General features: G+C 41.5%; 18 protein-coding genes. 7 read left to right on the top strand and 11 right to left on the bottom strand.

Annotation, left to right across the window (positions count from 1 at the left end; genetic code table 11):
• Positions 1-41 precede the first annotated feature (41 nt).
• The 5 genes from BM192_RS13615 to pyrF form a co-directional block, all read right to left on the bottom strand.
• Positions 42-803 (bottom strand): MBL fold metallo-hydrolase, encoded by a 762-nt coding sequence (locus BM192_RS13615; protein ID WP_037439364.1) that lies wholly within the window; start codon positions 801-803, stop codon positions 42-44.
• 19 nt (positions 804-822) lie between these two features.
• Positions 823-1,473: an outer membrane lipoprotein periplasmic chaperone LolA1 gene (locus BM192_RS13620; protein WP_037439366.1), complete on the bottom strand. Its 651-nt coding sequence runs from the start codon at positions 1,471-1,473 to the stop codon at positions 823-825.
• Between the two features lie 15 nt (positions 1,474-1,488).
• Positions 1,489-4,164 (bottom strand): FtsK/SpoIIIE family DNA translocase, encoded by a 2,676-nt coding sequence (locus BM192_RS13625; RefSeq protein WP_037439368.1) that lies wholly within the window; start codon positions 4,162-4,164, stop codon positions 1,489-1,491.
• A gap of 71 nt (positions 4,165-4,235) precedes the next feature.
• A complete protein-coding gene (locus BM192_RS13630) occupies positions 4,236-4,457 on the bottom strand; it encodes a PspC domain-containing protein (RefSeq protein ID WP_037439370.1) in 222 nt (73 codons plus the stop codon).
• Between the two features lie 118 nt (positions 4,458-4,575).
• Complete coding sequence (gene pyrF / locus BM192_RS13635; RefSeq protein WP_037439372.1) at positions 4,576-5,406, bottom strand: orotidine-5'-phosphate decarboxylase; 831 nt, start codon at positions 5,404-5,406, stop codon at positions 4,576-4,578.
• A gap of 269 nt (positions 5,407-5,675) precedes the next feature.
• Between pyrF and rho the strand changes: the two genes are divergently transcribed.
• Complete coding sequence (rho, locus tag BM192_RS13640) at positions 5,676-7,394, top strand: transcription termination factor Rho (protein WP_037439374.1); 1,719 nt, start codon at positions 5,676-5,678, stop codon at positions 7,392-7,394.
• A 6-nt stretch (positions 7,395-7,400) separates the two neighbouring features.
• The gene (gene pssA / locus BM192_RS13645; protein ID WP_037439376.1) at positions 7,401-8,093 is read left to right on the top strand and encodes a CDP-diacylglycerol--serine O-phosphatidyltransferase; all 693 of its coding nucleotides are present in this window, start codon (positions 7,401-7,403) and stop codon (positions 8,091-8,093) included.
• 69 nt (positions 8,094-8,162) lie between these two features.
• On the opposite strand, the gene BM192_RS13650 is transcribed toward pssA, so the two are convergent.
• The gene (locus BM192_RS13650) at positions 8,163-8,540 is read right to left on the bottom strand and encodes an Hpt domain-containing protein (protein WP_037439379.1); all 378 of its coding nucleotides are present in this window, start codon (positions 8,538-8,540) and stop codon (positions 8,163-8,165) included.
• A gap of 21 nt (positions 8,541-8,561) precedes the next feature.
• A complete protein-coding gene (gene folK / locus BM192_RS13655) occupies positions 8,562-9,059 on the bottom strand; it encodes a 2-amino-4-hydroxy-6-hydroxymethyldihydropteridine diphosphokinase (protein ID WP_037439381.1) in 498 nt (165 codons plus the stop codon).
• A 51-nt stretch (positions 9,060-9,110) separates the two neighbouring features.
• On the opposite strand from folK, the gene sppA reads away from it, so the two are divergent.
• Entirely contained in the window at positions 9,111-10,880 is a 1,770-nt protein-coding gene (gene sppA / locus BM192_RS13660; RefSeq protein WP_037439383.1) for a signal peptide peptidase SppA, read from the top strand.
• A gap of 28 nt (positions 10,881-10,908) precedes the next feature.
• On the opposite strand, the gene BM192_RS13665 is transcribed toward sppA, so the two are convergent.
• On the bottom strand, positions 10,909-11,550 hold the full coding sequence (locus tag BM192_RS13665) for a hypothetical protein (RefSeq protein ID WP_139218447.1): 642 nt from the start codon (positions 11,548-11,550) through the stop codon (positions 10,909-10,911).
• 75 nt (positions 11,551-11,625) lie between these two features.
• Here BM192_RS13665 and BM192_RS13670 point away from each other — a divergent pair, with 75 nt between their 5' ends.
• Genes BM192_RS13670 through BM192_RS13685 form a run of 4 tightly spaced genes read left to right on the top strand, consistent with a single transcriptional unit; the run spans position 11,626 to position 15,464 of the window.
• Entirely contained in the window at positions 11,626-13,302 is a 1,677-nt protein-coding gene (locus BM192_RS13670) for a DNA polymerase/3'-5' exonuclease PolX (protein ID WP_037439388.1), read from the top strand.
• 20 nt (positions 13,303-13,322) lie between these two features.
• Positions 13,323-13,925, top strand: coding sequence for a DUF4254 domain-containing protein (locus tag BM192_RS13675; protein ID WP_037439389.1), 603 nt, complete (start codon positions 13,323-13,325; stop codon positions 13,923-13,925).
• Positions 13,925-14,968: a glycosyltransferase family 9 protein gene (locus BM192_RS13680; RefSeq protein ID WP_074964028.1), complete on the top strand. Its 1,044-nt coding sequence runs from the start codon at positions 13,925-13,927 to the stop codon at positions 14,966-14,968. The genes BM192_RS13675 and BM192_RS13680 overlap by 1 nt, the downstream gene beginning before the upstream one ends.
• Positions 14,961-15,464, top strand: coding sequence for a SixA phosphatase family protein (locus tag BM192_RS13685; RefSeq protein WP_037439391.1), 504 nt, complete (start codon positions 14,961-14,963; stop codon positions 15,462-15,464). The genes BM192_RS13680 and BM192_RS13685 overlap by 8 nt, the downstream gene beginning before the upstream one ends.
• Here BM192_RS13685 and BM192_RS13690 read toward each other — a convergent pair.
• The 3 genes from BM192_RS13690 to clpP form a co-directional block, all read right to left on the bottom strand.
• Positions 15,461-16,321 carry an AMP nucleosidase gene (locus tag BM192_RS13690; protein ID WP_051759745.1) on the bottom strand — a complete coding sequence of 287 codons (861 nt, stop codon included), beginning with the start codon at positions 16,319-16,321 and terminating at the stop codon, positions 15,461-15,463. The two genes, BM192_RS13685 and BM192_RS13690, sit on opposite strands and share 4 nt — an antisense overlap.
• Before the next feature lie 102 nt (positions 16,322-16,423).
• The gene (clpX, locus tag BM192_RS13695; protein WP_037439393.1) at positions 16,424-17,668 is read right to left on the bottom strand and encodes an ATP-dependent Clp protease ATP-binding subunit ClpX; all 1,245 of its coding nucleotides are present in this window, start codon (positions 17,666-17,668) and stop codon (positions 16,424-16,426) included.
• Positions 17,669-17,671: 3 nt separating this feature from the next.
• Positions 17,672-18,361, bottom strand: coding sequence for an ATP-dependent Clp endopeptidase proteolytic subunit ClpP (gene clpP, locus BM192_RS13700; RefSeq protein WP_074590047.1), 690 nt, complete (start codon positions 18,359-18,361; stop codon positions 17,672-17,674).
• Positions 18,362-18,467: the final 106 nt, after the last annotated feature.

Genomic DNA, 18,467 nt, shown 5'->3' on the forward strand with positions numbered 1-18,467 from the left:
ATATATTTATTACCAATAGTTTAAAGAGATATTTTAAAAAACTAGACAATAATCTGCAGCCCGTCGTAAGCAAGCTGAACACCAGCGGGTAATTCAGATGAAATATCTGCATGTTTACCCAAATTATGACTTACGTGGGTTAGATAAGTAGTCTCCGCTCCTATTTCGGCAGCAAAATCCAGGGCTTCATCTAACGTAAAATGAGAAATATGAGGCTCCTTTTGGAGGGCGTTGATTACCAATACTTTTGTTCCTTTTACCTTTTCCCTGGTCTCGGCTGAGATAGTTTTGGCATCCGTGATATAACTAAAATCTCCAATACGGTATCCCAGAATCGGCAGTTTATAATGCATCACAGGCAGTGGAATTATTTCCGTTTGTCCGATCAAAAAAGATTCGTCAATTACAGTATGCATATCTATCTGCGGCAGTCCCGGATAGAAATGTTCAGTAAAAATATAAGAGAATTCTCTTTTTAGGGCATCCTGAACACGTGGAGTTGCATAGATATCTATGTTCTTTTGCAGTAGATAATTAAATGGGCGGATATCATCCAGGCCGGCAATATGATCTTTATGTTCATGCGTATAAATGATAGCATCCAGATCTTTCACACCCGCACGAAGCATCTGATACCTGAAATCCGGGCCACTATCAATTACGATGGTCCTGTCTGCCGTTTCTACCAGAACAGAAACACGCAGGCGTTTATCTCTGTCATCCTCAGAGCGGCATACTTCACAATTGCAGCAAATCACAGGAATACCTTGTGAAGTGCCCGTACCCAGAAATGTTATCTTCAATGGCAAAATTTAAATTATATTATCTCAAATCCACTACTTCTACACCAGGATATTTTTTAGCATCAAAACTATAGGTGCTCTCCGGAACTTTTACGTTCGGTGCGAAAGATTTGACTGTATATGTGTATTTATTCCCATTTTTATCAAAGATCAGCACACTGGCAATCTGCTTTGCCACTTTATCAATCCCCAGTGTAATCTTAGCATAAGATTTCTTAGAATCGGCAGGTGTCAAATCAACAAACTGCTGTACTTTGCCGCCCACTTTACGTTCGCCGGTATAAGCATATTTAAATCCCTTTTCATACAAGGTAAAGATTTTGGCGGGGTTAATATCTCCGTCTTCATTGTTTACATTTGCAACCTGTACCTCCTTATCTTTCTTCAGGTAGGTCCAAAGCGTTTTACCATCACTAATCATATCCTGATCGGTCATGACTACCCGGTACCTGTTAGCCTTCGCCTGAACGGTGAGAGTCCCCTGCTGGGTTTCTTTAGCCTTGTTTTGCGGGCTTTCCAGTGTGAAGATAAAATCTGCCTTTACAGCATCGTAAGACTTATATTTTTTGCTGACTCCAGCAAGTATTGTTGTAGCCTGTGCCTGTTGCTGGGCAAAGCCGGTATATCCAGTTCCTGTAAGTAGAAGGAACGCCAAAAAAAGTTGTTTCATCGGTGTGTGTGTTATTTATGGTTTCTTCAGATTGTCCAAGAACTGTTCCAAAGCATATTCATCAGGCAATAAAACCTCTCTGGCTTTACTCCCCTCAAAAGGCCCGACCACACCCGTAGCTTCCAGCTGATCAATAATTCTACCTGCCCGGTTATATCCAAGTTTAAGCTTACGCTGAATTAGTGAAGTTGAACCCTGCTGGTGCATAACAATCAGTCTTGCTGCTTCTTCGAACATAGAATCCCGGTCATCCAGATTAAAATCTGCCTTGGCCGATTCCGCAGCCTCATCCAGATATTCAGGCAACTGATATGCCTCAGGATAACCACGCTGATTACCAATGAATTCAGAAATACGATCAACTTCAGGTGTATCTACAAAAGCACACTGTAAACGAATCAGGTCATTTCCTGTAGATAAAAGCATATCTCCCCGCCCGATCAGCTGATCGGCACCACCACTATCCAGAATAGTTCTCGAGTCAATTTTTGATAATACCCTGAACGCAAGCCTTGCCGGGAAGTTCGCTTTAATCGTACCCGTAATAATATTTACCGATGGACGCTGCGTAGCCAGTACCAGGTGAATACCTACCGCACGCGCCAGCTGTGCAAGACGCGCAATCGGGGTTTCAACCTCTTTACCAGCGGTCATCATCAAATCTGCAAACTCATCCACAATCAGTACAATATATGGAAGAAAACGATGCGAATTCTCAGGATTAAGCTTCCTTTTGATAAACTTATCATTGTATTCTTTCAAATTTCTGACCTGTGCGTCCTTTAACAAATCATAACGCTGATCCATTTCGATACATAGTGAATTCAGTGTATGAATTACCTTTTTTGTATCCGTAATAATTGCGTCTGCTTCACCAGGAAGCTTAGCCAGGAAATGCCGTTCAATTTTATTGAATAGAGTCAGCTCGACCTTTTTAGGATCGACCAATACGAACTTCAATTGAGATGGATGCTTTTTATAGAGCAGCGATACCAGAAGAGCATTAATACCAACAGATTTACCCTGCCCTGTCGCACCTGCAACCAGTAAATGGGGCATTTTCGCCAGATCAGCAATATAAACTTCGTTGGAAATCGTCTTACCCAAAGCAATAGGGAGCTCCATATCCGTTTTCTGGAACTTTTCAGTAGCCAGTATACTCCGCATAGAAACCATCTCCGGATGCATATTAGGTACCTCAATACCAATAGTTCCTTTACCGGGCATTGGCGCAATAATACGGATTCCCAGAGCAGCAAGACTTAAAGCGATGTCGTCTTCCAGATTCTTGATTTTGGAAATCCGGATACCTGGGGCAGGTATAATTTCATAAAGCGTAACCGTCGGACCGATGGTTGCTTTAATCTTATCAATTTCGATATTATAGTGATTCAGCGTTTCTACAATCTTATTCTTGTTGGCTTCGAGCTCATCAGCATTTACTGAAATTTTATTCGAACCATAATCTTCCAATAGATCCAGATGTGGATATTGATAGCTGGACAGATCCAATTTAGGATCATAATTTCCAAACTGCTCAACAAGCTGTTCAGATTTCTTTTCTTCCTCAGATTTTGCTACAGTCAGAACTGGCTCCGCCTTAACTGATATTGGTTCAGATTGAGGAACGATCACTTCTTCCAATGGAATAGAGGCAACCCGAACCGGGGCTGGCGGCGCAACTGCAGGACTGAGAATAATAGCTTCATTCATCACATTAACTGCAGGCCTTGAAGGCGTTACAACCTCCTCTTCTATCGGCTCCTGCACTTCAAATCTGCTGGACGGAACAATAGCACCCTGACTTTGCTTACGCTGACCTCCCAAACGTTCATTGAGTGTAAACTCAACCTCTCCCGATTTTTTATCGTTTTCCTGTACTGGTCTCGCGGCAGATTTTTCCGTTAGAGCGCTACTTTCTGCGGTTTTTGGTGTAAAGGCATTTCCGTTACTATATTCTGGCTCCAGGTCTGTATCCTCTTCGACAAGCACCTTTTTACGTTCAGGAAGCTTAAAATCAATATTGTAAGCGATTACTAAAATCGTCAGTGCTAAAAATGCAAGTAATACTCCTACACCAGTTACACCGATCTGGGCGACCAGTACTTTATTGGACCAGTAGCCAATTTCACCTTCGAGATAATGCGGCGCATCCAGAAAAAAGGAATGGAAAAACCCAAAGGTCAGACTCAGAAAAAGTAAAAAGAACAAACTGTAGCCCAGCGTTTTTTCCATAGAAAATATCTTCACTTTAAACAGCAGACGATAGCCGATTACAAAGAAGACAAATACGAAAAGAAAAGAGGCGACACCAAACCACTCGTAAATAAACTGGTGGGAAAGTAAAGCACCGAATTTGCCCAGCCAGTTCTGGACCATTATTGGAATATTATTTTGCTGCAGTTCCTCAACCGTTTTGAAAAGGTTGCTCCAGCCACCGTTGGCGTCTATAACATAGCTGTAATCCTCCTGCCATGTAAACACGTAGGAAGTAAATGCAACCAGAAAATATATAGAAAGAATCAAAAAGAAAAGCCCGGCTATTTTCAGTATTCTTTCATCCTGAAAATTCAGTGAGGGCATCCGCTCAAATGTCGACCGGGTATCCCTGGAACTGGTCCTGGAACCCTGTTTGTCCCTGCTATCGTTTTTGAATGAATTAGATTTAAATTGGTTTCCCCTTACCGACATGTTGCGTTTACTGAATTTAATAAGCAGCAAATATAAAATATTTATATCTGACCACCCTATGATATTATAGTCTACCGATCCCAGATCCGCATTCTGATCCGTTTAACATAATGGCGTACATCTAGTACAACAACAGCCATCATATAAAAGATAATAGGAAAGCCTACAGCCAGAAAAGAAGAATAAATGAAGAAAAGCCTGATCTTGCTGATGGACATATTCAGCTTATCTGCCAGATAAGTGCAGACACCAAAACTTTGTTTTTCAAAATAAGTAACGATACTCTGGAACATAATGCTGATTAAAATGTAAATCCGTATCTATTTCCCAACCGGGAGACTAAATTTAACGAATAATTACGGAATGCAAAAATCATTCCCCATTAAAAAACGAAATACAAGCTTACATATTTTACAGCAGTCCGGCTTCTGTTAGAATTGATTCCATTTCCTGCTGTAACTTTAGAGCTTCGGCCCGTGCTTTCTCTGCAAAATCCGTTCCTTTACCAGCGTAGATTATTCCTCGAGAAGAGTTCACAAGGAGTCCACAATGGTCATTCAAGCCAAATTCACACACATCTTTAAGACTTCCGCCTTGCGCACCGACTCCAGGGACCAAAAGAAAATGATCAGGAGCAAGCCTTCTGATATTGGCAAATTCCGAGCCCCTGGTTGCACCAACAACATACATCAGCTGTTCGCTATCAGCCCAACCAGATGAACTACGGATTACTTCTTCATACAATTTACCATTTTCAGATTCGGTCAGCTGAAAATCACTGTGTCCAGCATTAGAGGTCAGGGCAAGCAGAATTACCCATTTATCTGCATAATTCAGAAAAGGACTGACAGAATCTTTACCCATATAAGGTGCAACTGTTACCGCATCAAAACCTAATCCGCTTTGCTCCTCCTTAAAAAATGCATCAGCGTACATAGCAGAAGTATTGCCGATATCTCCTCTTTTCGCATCTGCGATCGTAAAAATATCTTTAGGAATATAAGCCCAGGTTTGCTCAAGACTTTTCCAGCCTTTTAAACCTCTTGATTCATAAAAAGCAGTATTTGGTTTATAGGCAACACAAAGATCCTGTGTTGCATCAATAAGTTGTTTGTTAAATTCAAATACCGGATCTTCCAGATCCAGCAAGTGTTCAGGGAGGTTTTCCAGTACCGGATCCAGACCTACACACAAAAATGATTTTTTAACTCTGATTTGTTCAAATAACTGCTTCTTATTCATTTGGGCTTAGATTATGCGCAAATATGCCATTTTTTTTCAAAGGATACCAACCCCCGAATGTTCATTAGCAGGTAAATTATTACCATTAATTTTAAAAAATACTTGGAGATTAGGTTTCAAATACATACAATTGCAACATAATTCTCAAGTTCTATCTGATCATTCCAGAAAATCTCATTAAAATTTGTTGTCAATCCAAATCGTTATTGCATTTTTTTGCTGTGATCTACAGATAAATACGTTTATAAAATTTTCTCCACACCCACATAATGTTTAGTAAAACAGAATTAAATGAAAAACTCACTGCAGAACTGCGGGAGTTAGCAAAATCACAGGGTATTCTAAATGCTGATGAACTGCGCAAACCAGAATTGATAGAAGTTATTCATCAATTGAGCGAACAGACCAATCAGTCCGGGCAACCAGCTGAAATTGCTGCTGAAGCCGGAGTAACTGCACCCGCAGAAGAAAAACAGCTGAAGGAAAAACCAGCAAAAAATAAAATAGTTAAAGCTGCTCCGGCAGAAAAAACTGTCAGAAAAAGAACAAGGATACCAAAAGAGGAGGCTGAAGCGCCACAACCGTCTAACGGTACTTTTAACAGGGCTGCGTTATTTGATGCACCTGCGGTAGAAGAACAAGTTGTAAATGTTCAGGAAACTATACCCGCACCAGTGCAGCCGGTAGCAGAAGAGACAAACACTCCAGTACAACAGGCTCCTGTACAAAGAAAACAAGAGACGCAGCCTTCAACTCAAAATAACGGTAATCAGGCGGACAATAAAAAAGTTAAAACTCCAAGAGAAGATAACAACCGTCAGAAAAACAACAATAATCAAAAACAAAACGAGAACAGCTACTCGAATCTGGATTTCGATAATACAATTACTAATGAAGGTGTATTGGAAATTATGCCGGACGGTTATGGTTTCCTAAGATCAGCAGATTACAATTACCTGTCCTCGCCCGATGATATTTACGTTTCCCAGTCACAGATTAAATTATTCGGCCTGAAGACCGGTGACACTGTAAAAGGAAGCATCAGACCACCAAAAGAAGGAGAGAAATATTTTCCGCTGGTTCGTGTGGAAACCATTAACGGAAGACTTCCGGCAGATGTCAGAGATCGCGTTCCATTCGACTACCTGACCCCTTTGTTCCCGACAGAAAGATTAAATCTGTTTACAGAAACGAATAATTATTCAACCCGTATCATTGACCTTTTTACCCCAATTGGTAAAGGACAGCGTGGTTTGATCGTAGCACAACCTAAAACAGGTAAAACTAATTTACTAAAAGAAGTTGCGAATGCGATTGCTAAAAATCACCCTGAAGTATATCTGATTATCCTGTTGATCGACGAGCGTCCGGAAGAGGTGACAGATATGGCCAGAAGTGTAAGAGCAGAAGTAATTGCCTCCACATTTGATGAGCCTGCAGAACGTCATGTAAAGATTGCCAATATTGTATTAGAGAAAGCGAAAAGACTGGTAGAATGCGGTCACGATGTAGTGATCCTGCTGGATTCTATTACGCGTCTTGCGCGTGCTTACAACACCACAGCACCAGCTTCCGGTAAAATACTTTCCGGTGGTGTAGACGCAAATGCTTTACATAAACCTAAACGTTTCTTCGGTGCGGCCCGTAATATTGAAAAAGGTGGTTCATTAACTATTTTGGCTACTGCCCTTACTGATACAGGCTCTAAAATGGACGAAGTTATCTTTGAAGAATTTAAAGGTACCGGTAATATGGAACTGCAACTGGATCGTAAACTGTCCAACAAACGTATCTTCCCTGCTATCGATATCACTGCATCAAGCACAAGAAGAGACGATCTGTTACATGACAGAGACACCTTACAACGCGTATGGATCTTACGTAATCACCTTGCAGATATGAATGCACAGGAAGCCATGGAGTTTGTACAGGCTCAGATCAGAAACACTAAAACTAATGAGGAGTTCTTAATCTCCATGAACAGCTAGAAACTGATGATAAAAAAACATATTCCAAATGCGTTAACCTGTGCCAATCTCCTCTCCGGATGTATTGGTGTGGTTTACGCATTTCAGGGAGATCTCAAAGCCTGCGCATGGGCAGTTTTAATATCTGGTATTTTTGATTTTTTCGATGGAATGGCCGCGCGTGCACTCCATGTTAAATCTGATATCGGTAAAGAACTCGACTCACTGGCAGATATGGTCAGCTTTGGCTTTCTTCCAGGTGTGGTGCTCTTCCAGTTACTGGGTATTGCAGCTCCGGATGTTAAATATCTGCCTTACCTGGGTTTTATGGTCACTATATTTTCGGCATTGAGATTAGCTAAGTTTAATATCGATACCCGCCAGACGGAAGATTTCATCGGGCTAAATACACCAATGAATACACTTTTCATCGTGTCACTACCTTTCATTGCTGACCAGTTTCCAAACTTGGTTTACTCCGTACCTTTGTTAATCATCTTAACTATTGTAATGAGTTTACTACTGGTGAGCGAGATCCGTATTTTCTCGCTTAAGTTCAGTTCACTGGCATGGGGACCAAATAAAATAAAATTTATCTTTCTGCTCATTTCAGCAGTATTGCTTGCATTTTTACAATTCGCAGCTATTCCACTGATCCTGGTTTTATACATCGGCTTATCGCCATTACATTTCAAACAGATCAGTGTGATCACCAAATAACTAAAGAAATATATTTAAAAAGCCGCTGCATATGATATGCAGCGGCTTTTTTTATGTAATAATATCCGTTTACCCACGTGCTTCAAGATCAGCCCTGGCTTCGTCCAGCTGACGATATAAAACCTGAATAAAAGCAAGCAACTCTTTCATCGCTTCAGGGATCTGACCTGTATTACTCCCGTTCCTTAGATTATTCTCCATTTCCTGCAGATGTTCACGCGCATCTTCCCTACCCACATAAGAGAAAGTAGGTTTAATTTTATGGGCAAATCCCGCTGCCTTTTCCCAATCTGAAGCATTCACTGCCTGCTCAAGATCTGCGACATATAAAGGCGTCTGCAGTTTAAACATATCGATCATCTCAATCATAAATTCGGCGCTGTCACCCGACATATCTTTCAGATACGACAAATCTAAGGGAACTGTATTTTTCTGTTGATCTATCATTATAAGACAATTATAATAAAATTAAATAATTTTAGATACATCTGAATTATCCTGTAACAAGGATAATAGAGTTGAAATGTCCTTTCCGGCGACGGGATGGATCAGATCCCCTGCAATTTCAGCCAGCGGCTCCATCACGAATTTCCTCTCCAGCATGAGCGGATGCGGGACCTGCAGCCTTGCCCCGTCACTGATCACATCATTACCGTAAAGAATAATGTCTATATCAATTACCCTTGCACCCCATTTTTCTGCTCTCACCCGCCCCAGAATTTCTTCAATACCCAGCACAGTATCCAAAACTTCATGCGCAGTAAGGCCTGTCTTCACGGCTATTGCCAGGTTTAAAAAATCCGGCTGTTCCTGAAGTCCCCAGGCGGCAGTTTCATACCAGGCCGAACTGGCAATTACCGGCCCTAATTTTGCTGTAATCAATTCGGTCGCCTGTTCCAGTTTAGCTTGTCTGTCCCCCAGATTGCTACCCAGTAACAAATAAACTATTTTGTGCTCTAACTGCATACGTAAGCCTGATCATTTAATATATTTACAAATTAAATATTAAACATTCACATGAGAGAATTTTTCAAATATGTTTTTGCTACAGTTGTCGGAATTATCATTTCAACATTCCTGATTTTCCTGTTTTTTATCGTTATTGTTTTCTCAGTGATCTCCTCACTTGACACGTCGTCCAGTACAACAGTTGCTGCGAACAGTGTCTTGTATCTAAATCTGGACCAGACCATCAAAGAAAGAACACCAAACAAAACATTTGATAACTTACCCGTTATAGGTTCCGGTTCGGGTAAAAGTATAGGATTTAATGACCTGATCATGGCTCTTAAAAAAGCGAAGACAGATGATAACATCAAATGTATTTTTCTCAATGTCAGCTCTCCCAATGCAGGAAAAGCAACATTGAAAGAAGTGAGGGATGCGATCATTGATTTCAGAAAAAGTAAAAAACAAGTTATAGCCTATAGTGAAGTTTATACACAAGATGCCTATTACCTAGCTTCTGCAGCAGACAAAGTCTATTTGAACCCACAGGGAGTCTTAGAATTTAAAGGCTTTAGCTCTCAGTTGACCTTTTTTAAAGGTGCAATGGAGAAGATTGGTGTCGAAGCGCAGATCATCCGCGTAGGAAATTACAAAAGTGCAGTTGAGCCATTTATAAATGATAAAATGAGTGATTATAACCGTACCCAGGTTAGCGCTTATCTGGGAGGCTTATATGATACATTTCTGAATGGAATCGCAGAAACCCGTAAAATACCAGCAGATAGTCTTTACGTTATCGCAGATACTTACAGGATCAAACAACCGCAGGATGCCTTAAATGCCAAAATGATAGACGGCTTAAAATATAAAGACGAAGTTCTTGCTGAATTAAAGAAATTGAGTGGTCTGAGCCCGCGTCAGAAGATCGTCAGCCTAACTATCAATGAATATGCGGCAAACCTGGAGCCGGAGAACAGTAGCAGTAGAGACAGAGTTGCTGTGATCTATGCAAATGGAGATATCACCAGCGGAGAAGGCAACGATGATTCGATTGGATCAGAACGGATCTCCCGTGCCATTCGTAAAGCCAGAGAAGATGATAAAGTAAAAGCTATCGTACTGCGTGTCAACTCCGGCGGAGGTAGCGCACTGGCGTCAGACGTAATTTGGAGAGAAATTGTACTTAGTAAAAAAGTTAAACCAGTCATTGCTTCTTTCGGTGACGTGGCAGCCTCAGGTGGATATTATATTGCCTGTGCAGCCGATTCAATTTTTGTGCAGCCTAATACTATAACCGGCTCAATAGGCGTATTTGGTATCATTCCTAACTTTCAAAACCTGTTAAACAATAAGCTTGGTATTACATTCGACGGGGTTAAAACGGGCCAGTATGCAGATATCATGAGCGTGAACAGACCGTTAACTGCAGGAGAAAGATTAATTATCCAGAACGACGTAAATCATGTATACGCTACTTTTACGAGTCGTGTGGCAGAAGGCCGGAAGAAATCCCAGTCGTATATTGATTCCATAGGTGGCGGCCATGTATGGGTAGGTACAGACGCTGTAAAAATAGGACTGGCAGACCGTTTAGGAAATTTCCAGGATGCCATTACTGCTGCAGCTAAAAAAGCAAAGCTTAAAGAATATAAGCTGGTAGAATATCCACAGAAAACAGACCCTATTAAATCGTTTCTGGAAGACGGTACGGAGAACATTCGTATCTATTACGCCAAGAAAGAATTCGGCGATAATTTCCTGTTATTTCAGCAATTGAAAAAGGCGGTAGTCAACTCTGGAATACAAGCCAGAATGCCCTTCGAAATTAAAGTAAATTAAAATTAGAGTGAACATCACCCTGAATAGATCAGGGTGATGTTTTCCAACCAGGACGGGCTGGTAAATAAATCTGATTCACACTTTTACCAGCAGGGTATATCGTGATCGCCGTACATATTCCGTTAACTATATCAAAAGCGATTCCATCTCCCGGATGATCGTAGATCAGCAGTTCACCGTTACCTTTTTCCTTCTTAAACCGCTGAACAAGCTTCAGATCCGGATAAATTTCCACCAACTGATCCAGTTTCATACCCGTGTGCACACCGCCCTCAGTTTGATTGAACATGGAAGTAACTGAAACCTGCTTTACTTCCCTTACAGACATGGTACTGTCCCTATAGGAAGAAAACACTGTGACGGTATCAATATTACCAGTAGCCTTTGGATTATACCAGACCCCCATTGCACTGCCCATAGCGGCATCGCCATCGGCCGGTTTCCCCAATATTTCAAATATCTTTTGCATATCCTGCCCCAGATGAACCTTGCCGGCCTGTTTTCCGGGTATCAGTAACAGCGTATCAGCAACGTTATCCGGCGCTTTAATTGCGATATTTTGCAAATCAAGTGTATCTTTTTTTAGTCCCTGGTCTTTTTGCTTGTCGCCAGGGCCGCATGCGGAAAGAACTACCAGTCCTGTTCCGATCATGAATAGTAATTTCTTCATACCCTTGTTAAGCCAATAAAATGCCATAAATCAAATAAGCCGGATAAACGTATCTTTTTATTTAATTTAGCGGCAATGGAAAACAAGACCATCGCCCGTAGTTTAAGGCTCCTTTCCCAGTTGATGGAGCTGCATAACGAAAATAGTTTTAAGATTAAAACAATCGCCAATGCTGCCTTTAAGGTAGATAAATTACCTTATGCCATTAGCAGTAAAACGCAGGACGAAATTGCTCAGATTGATGGTCTGGGTAAAAGCACCGCCGCTAAAATCTGGGAATTATTACAAACAGGGATAATAACTGAAATGCAGGATATCCTGGCTGCCACACCAGAAGGCATTGTGGAAATGCTCAGTATCAAAGGTATCGGCCCTAAAAAGATCATGATTATCTGGAAGGATCTGGGGATAGAAAATATAGGTGAACTTTATTATGCCTGTAATGAAAACCGGTTAATCGAAGCCAAAGGGTTTGGACTGAAAACCCAGGATGAAATCCGGAAGGTTATTGAGTTCAAGATGGCCGCTGCCGGTAAATTCCTGTTTGCGCAGGCCGAGAACCTGGTTCATACACTGCAAGCTGAATTGATTATCTGGTTTCAGACCATCAGCAATACTGCAAAACTCGAAGTTGCCGGAGAATTCAGAAGATATTGCGAAATTATTGAAGAAATTGACTTCGTTGCCGGTATCGATAATCCTGAGGATCTGGAAAATCAGATTGGTACTTTTAGCGCACTGGAATTTGAATTAAAACCAGAAGGCTATTTTGAAGCGCAGAGCCCATTCGGACTAAAAATAAGACTACATTATACAACACCTGACCAGTACGCAATTACATTGTTCCGTCTGACAGGTAATGAAACACATGTGACAACTGTTTTGGAAAAAGCAGGTGAAGGCCCCTTCCCTACTGAGCAAGCAATTTATGCTGCTGCGGGAATGGATTATATAGAACCCGAATTACGTGAAGGAGGAAAAGAGATCGCGCTTGCAGCGCAACATCAGCTGCCCGTTCTAATTACACATAACGATCTTAAAGGTAGCTTGCATAATCACTCCACCTGGAGCGACGGGGTACACACGCTTGAACAGATGGCTGTATTCTGCAAAGATCAGCTGGGTCTGGAATATTTCGGTATCTGCGATCACTCAAAGTCTGCCTTTTATGCAAACGGCTTAAATGAGCAGCGCGTATATGCACAGCATCAGGAAATTGAAGCATTAAATGTAAAACTTGCCCCTTTTAAAATTTTCAAAGGCATAGAAAGCGATATTCTGAATGATGGCTCACTGGACTATGCCGATGACATACTGAAACAGTTTGATTTTGTAGTTGCCTCTGTTCACAGTAACCTTAGAATGGATGAAGAAAAAGCTACTGCCCGTCTAATCAAAGCCATAGAGAATCCATATACAACCATTCTAGGGCATCCAACCGGCCGACTGTTGTTAAGTCGTAAAGGATATCCAATTGACTATACCCGTGTCATAGACGCCTGCGCCGCCAATGGGGTGGTTATTGAAATTAATGCAAATCCACTCCGTTTAGATCTGGACTGGCGCTGGCATAATTATGCGCTGGAAAAAGGTGTATTACTTTCGATCAATCCTGATGCACACCGCATGGAAGGATTCAGTGACATGCATTACGGCGTTTATGTTGGAAGAAAAGGCGGATTGGAAGCCAAATCGTGCCTGAATAGCTTCACACTGGCAGAAATTTCAGCGTATTTTAAGAGCCGTAAATAATATACCTTACCTTTGAAGCTATGATGAGCACACTTTGCAACCGCATATTTGAAGAGGTAATCAGAGATTACCATATCCACGATCATATCGACCAGCCCATTGCCAATCCTTATGCTAAAGAAAGTATAGAACATTTACTGTACCTGAAATGCTGGATCGACACTGTGCAGTGGCATATGGAAGATGTCATCCGTAATCCTTCCATCGATCCTGTAAAAGGATTAAGCTGGAAGAGAAGAATTGATGCGTCTAATCAGGAAAGAACAGATGTAGTTGAATTTATTGACAGCTATTTCCTGAACAAATTCGCAGAGGTGCAGGCAGTTGAAAATGCAAAAATAAATTCGGAAAGCCCGGCATGGGTTATTGACAGGTTATCGATTCTGGCATTGAAAGTTTATCATATGCAGGAAGAAACCAAACGCAGTACTGCCGATCCCTTACATATTGCCAGCTGTGAAGCGAAATTAAATATCCTGCTGGATCAGCGTACTGATCTTTCGGGTAGCCTGGATGATTTGCTGGAAGATATTGCTGCTGGAAGGAAATACATGAAAGTCTATAAACAGATGAAAATGTATAACGACCCTGCATTAAATCCTGTACTCTACCAGAAATCATAATGAAACCAGTAAGATCAGGTATCCTGGTATTCCGTTTTTCTGCCATGGGCGATGTGGCGATGACAGCTCCCGTGCTTGCAGCATTTCGTGAGCAGTACCCGGATCTCCCTTTAGGGGTGGTTAGCAGAAATGCGTTTACCCCCTTTTTTGCAGACATACCACGACTCAGTTTCCATTCATTAGAACCAAAAGGCAGACATAAAGGACTGACAGGCATATTTAAATTATTCCTGGAACTTAATGCAACCCGCCCAAAAGCCATCGCCGACCTGCACAATAATCTGCGGAGCCGGATTCTTGGTTTGTTTTTCTTTTTTTGCGGCGTACCGGTAATCCGGGTTGAAAAAGCACGTGAAGAAAAAAAACAACTTACACGTAAAAACAATAAGGTATTACGTCCGCTGCTGGCGATGACAGAAAGGTATGCCAGTGTCTTTCATAAACTAGGTTTTCCAGTCAAACTAAGTCATCAGCTTCCGCCAAAAAATCCGCAGGTCATCCCAGATTCATTAGCGGAAATCTGTGGCGATAAAATGAATACCAAATGGATTGGTGTAAGTCCCTTTGCACAACATCCGCAGAAAGTTTATCCGGCCGAAAAGATGCAGCAGGTAATTCTGCAGCTGGCCGAAAGAGGATACCAGATTTTTATTTTTGGCGGTGGTCCTGCAGAACAAATCATAGGCGCAGAATGGGCAGCCGGACAGCCGCGAATTAAATCAATAATTGGAAAAGCTAATCTGGAGCAGGAACTCGCGTTGATTTCCAACCTGGATCTGATGATTAGTATGGATTCATCAGGTATGCACCTGGCCTCATTGAAAGGTATTCCAGTGGTGTCCATCTGGGGAGCTACACACCCTTTCACAGGTTTTCTGGGTTACGGCCAGTCTTTGCAGGATGTAGTACAGCTTGATCTGTATTGCCGGCCCTGCTCGGTTTACGGAAATAAACCTTGTTACAGAGGCGATTTTGCCTGTATGAACAATTTACCCGAATCCGTTGTTATTCAAACCGTAATCAATAAACTGAACAATGAGTAAACAATTAATACTGGTACGTCACGGCAAATCTGACTGGGCAGTAAATGGTATGGCAGACTTTGATCGCCCTTTAAATCACAGAGGCCATAAAAATGCTCCTGAAATGGCTGAAAGACTTCTTAAGCGGAGACTTCTACCCCAACAGCTCATCAGCAGCCCTGCAAAAAGGGCGCTGAGTACAGCACAGCATTTCGCAGAAAGCTGGGGTCAGAAAAAATCTGAAATTCAAAAACAGGAAAGTATTTATGAAGCCAATCCAGCTGCACTGCTGCGGATTATTAATCAGATGAACAATGATTATCACCGGATTGCCCTATTCGGACACAATCCGGGATTAACAGATCTGGTTAACTACCTCTCAGATGCTCATATTTATAATATTCCCACTGCAGGCGTTGTTGTAATTGACTTTCAACTGGATGACTGGGCAATGGTTAGCCAGCATACAGGAGATTTGTTCCTATTTGATTTCCCAAAAAGTGGGGATAAGATCTAAAAGTGAAGATGCTTTACAGTTAAACCATTATTAATCAATTGTTTCAGCGAGTCAATTCCAATGCGTAAATGCGTTTCCACATAATTGTTGGTTACATTGCTATCGCTTTCTGCAGTTTTGACACCTTCAGGTATCATCGGCTGATCAGATACCAGCAATAAAGCACCTGTAGGAATTTTATTCGCAAATCCGGTGGTAAAAATAGTTGCTGTTTCCATGTCTACAGCCATTGCTCTCAACGTTTTCAGGTATTTTTTAAATTCTTTATCATGTTCCCAAACCCTTCTGTTGGTCGTATAACAGGTACCTGTCCAGTAATCACGGGAATGGTCGCGAATTGTGGTAGAAATAGCTTTCTGTAAGGCGAAGGCAGGTAATGCCGGAACTTCTGCAGGTAAATAATCATTGGAAGTCCCCTCTCCCCTTATCGCTGCGATCGGAAGGATGAGATCACCTAACTGATTTTTCTTCTTTAAACCGCCGCATTTACCTAAAAACAAGACAGCTTTAGGACTTATTGCTGTCAACAGATCCATCATAGTTGCTGCCAGTGGACTTCCCATACCGAAGTTGATAATCGTAATACCATTAGCTGTCACACTTTGCATCGGTTTATCCAGTCCCATAATTGGCGCGTTGTCGTTCCATTCTGAGAACATCTGGACATATCTGCTGAAGTTGGTTAACAGAATATATTGTCCGAATTCTTCCAGCGGTCTGCCGGTATATCTCGGCAACCAGTTTCTAACAATATCCTCTTTAGATTTCAAACCCGATTTAACCGGCGTTTCTACCTCTTTTACTTTTTTTGCTTTTTTGAGAGCATCTCCTTTTTTCACATCTTTCTCTTCGTTCATAACGCTTCTGATTATATATAAATATTCTATTTCACTACTTTTAAATACATAGCGGAAAAACAAGATAAAAAAAAATCCCCGTTAAAAAACGGGGATTTCTGATTAGGCAGCTTTCAATTTCTTAAAGTCTGCTTTCTCGAATTTCTCTTTCGCATATTCCAGCGAAATCACCAGTTTTTTAATGCTTGGGTCAGATGGGATGTCATACATGGCATCCAGCATGATCGCTTCACAAATGGACCTGAGTCCCCTTGCACCAAGTTTATATTCCATGGCCTTATCTACAATAAAGTCAAGCACATCATCTTCAAACACGAGCTCCACGCCTTCGAAGTCAAATAGTTTGACGTACTGACGGAACAACGAGTTCTTAGGTTCAGTTAATATATTTCTGAGTGCAGCTTTATCCAGTGGGTTCAAGTGCGTCAAAACAGGTACGCGTCCAATCAGTTCAGGAATCAGACCGAAAGATTTTAAATCCTGCGGAGTGATATACTTGTACAGATTGTCCAGGTCCAGTTCTTCATCATCATCTTTTTTCACTTTATAACCAACAGCCTGCGTACGCAGTCTGTTTGCAATTTTACGCTCAATTCCATCAAAAGCGCCACCGCAGATGAACAGGATATTGTTCGTGTTTACCGGGATCATTTTCTGATCAGGGTGCTTACGACCACCCTGAGGCGGAACGTTTACAACTGTACCTTCCAGAATTTTAAGCAATGCCTGCTGAACACCTTCACCGGAAACATCCCGGGTAATCGAAGGATTATCACTTTTGCGGGCTACCTTATCCACCTCATCGATATAGACAATACCTCTTTCTGCAGAAGCTACGTCATAATCAGCAGCCTGCAGCAGACGTGTAAGAATACTCTCCACATCTTCGCCAACATAACCCGCTTCTGTCAGTACCGTAGCATCACAGATACAAAAAGGCACATGCAATATCTTAGCAATAGTTTTTGCAAGCAGGGTCTTTCCGGTACCTGTTTCGCCAACCAGCATGATGTTGGATTTTTCAATCTCTACTTCATCTTCCTGATTAATTTTCTGCCCCAGTCGTTTATAGTGGTTATACACTGCAACCGAAAGAACTTTCTTTGCATCATCCTGACCAATTACATATTGGTCAATATGAGCCTTAATTTCCGCGGGTTTAAGCAGGGTTGCAGACGCATCCAGTGATTTAGCTGCCTTGTTACCCAATTCCTGTTGAACCAGCAGCTGTGCCTGGCCGACGCATTTATCACAGATATAAGCATCCAGACCCTCGATAAGCATTAATGTATCCTGCTTACCGGAACCGCAAAACGAGCAACGGGAATCTTTATTTTGTTTAGCCATTATTTATTTTTTATTCGCACCTAATACCTCATCTATCATTCCGAAACTCTTAGCCTCATCAGCTTTCATCCAGTAATCACGGTCAGATGCTTTCTCTACCCATTCGTAGCTCTGGCCGGAATGTACGGAGATGATATCGTATAATTCTTTTTTCAATTTCAGCATTTCTCTCAGATTGATCTCCATGTCTGAAGCAACACCCTGCGCACCGCCTGAAGGTTGGTGAATCATCACCCTGCTGTGTGTTAGTGCTGCACGTTTACCTTTTGCACCGGCAACAAGTAAAACAGCACCCATAGACGCGGCCATGCCTGTACAGATTGTAGCTACATCAGGTGTGATATACTGCATTGTATCATAAATACCCAGACCTGCATAAACAGAGCCGCCTGGTGAGTTGATATAAATCTGAATATCTCTGTTATTATCTGTAGACTGCAGGAAAAGCAATTGTGCCTGGATGATATTGGCATTCCCATCATGTATGGCATCGCCCAGGAAAATAATCCTGTCCATCATCAGTCTGGAAAAGACATCCATTTGTGCCACATTCAGTTGACGCTCCTCAATAATATAAGGTGTCATATTCTCTACTGTTGCACTCGTACGGCCGATATAGCGGTCAACGTTTAATCCGTTAATACGGTGATGCTTAACTGCGTATTTTCTAAATTCGTCTTTATCTATATTCATGAGTATATGTATATTAAATTTTAAATCTCTTGTTTATGTTGCTTAATGTAAGCAAACTAATTTGACAAATTATTTGGTAATTGTAAAATTAAGACCAGCCACACGG

It is taken from the genome of Pedobacter antarcticus (genome assembly GCF_900112985.1).
GTDB classification, from domain to species: Bacteria; Bacteroidota; Bacteroidia; order Sphingobacteriales; family Sphingobacteriaceae; genus Pedobacter; species Pedobacter antarcticus.

Coding starts and splice junctions, on each gene's coding strand:
- folK (WP_037439381.1), bottom strand. CDS start 9,059: ATGCAGTTAGAGCACAAAATAGTTTATTTGTTACTGGGTAGCAATCTG.
- BM192_RS13650 (WP_037439379.1), bottom strand. CDS start 8,540: ATGATAGATCAACAGAAAAATACAGTTCCCTTAGATTTGTCGTATCTG.
- clpX (WP_037439393.1), bottom strand. CDS start 17,668: ATGGCTAAACAAAATAAAGATTCCCGTTGCTCGTTTTGCGGTTCCGGT.
- BM192_RS13630 (WP_037439370.1), bottom strand. CDS start 4,457: ATGTTCCAGAGTATCGTTACTTATTTTGAAAAACAAAGTTTTGGTGTC.
- rho (WP_037439374.1), top strand. CDS start 5,676: ATGTTTAGTAAAACAGAATTAAATGAAAAACTCACTGCAGAACTGCGG.
- pyrF (WP_037439372.1), bottom strand. CDS start 5,406: ATGAATAAGAAGCAGTTATTTGAACAAATCAGAGTTAAAAAATCATTT.
- BM192_RS13625 (WP_037439368.1), bottom strand. CDS start 4,164: ATGTCGGTAAGGGGAAACCAATTTAAATCTAATTCATTCAAAAACGAT.
- BM192_RS13685 (WP_037439391.1), top strand. CDS start 14,961: ATGAGTAAACAATTAATACTGGTACGTCACGGCAAATCTGACTGGGCA.
- BM192_RS13670 (WP_037439388.1), top strand. CDS start 11,626: ATGGAAAACAAGACCATCGCCCGTAGTTTAAGGCTCCTTTCCCAGTTG.
- BM192_RS13680 (WP_074964028.1), top strand. CDS start 13,925: ATGAAACCAGTAAGATCAGGTATCCTGGTATTCCGTTTTTCTGCCATG.
- clpP (WP_074590047.1), bottom strand. CDS start 18,361: ATGAATATAGATAAAGACGAATTTAGAAAATACGCAGTTAAGCATCAC.
- sppA (WP_037439383.1), top strand. CDS start 9,111: ATGAGAGAATTTTTCAAATATGTTTTTGCTACAGTTGTCGGAATTATC.
- BM192_RS13665 (WP_139218447.1), bottom strand. CDS start 11,550: ATGAAGAAATTACTATTCATGATCGGAACAGGACTGGTAGTTCTTTCC.
- pssA (WP_037439376.1), top strand. CDS start 7,401: ATGATAAAAAAACATATTCCAAATGCGTTAACCTGTGCCAATCTCCTC.
- BM192_RS13675 (WP_037439389.1), top strand. CDS start 13,323: ATGATGAGCACACTTTGCAACCGCATATTTGAAGAGGTAATCAGAGAT.
- BM192_RS13690 (WP_051759745.1), bottom strand. CDS start 16,321: ATGAACGAAGAGAAAGATGTGAAAAAAGGAGATGCTCTCAAAAAAGCA.
- BM192_RS13620 (WP_037439366.1), bottom strand. CDS start 1,473: ATGAAACAACTTTTTTTGGCGTTCCTTCTACTTACAGGAACTGGATAT.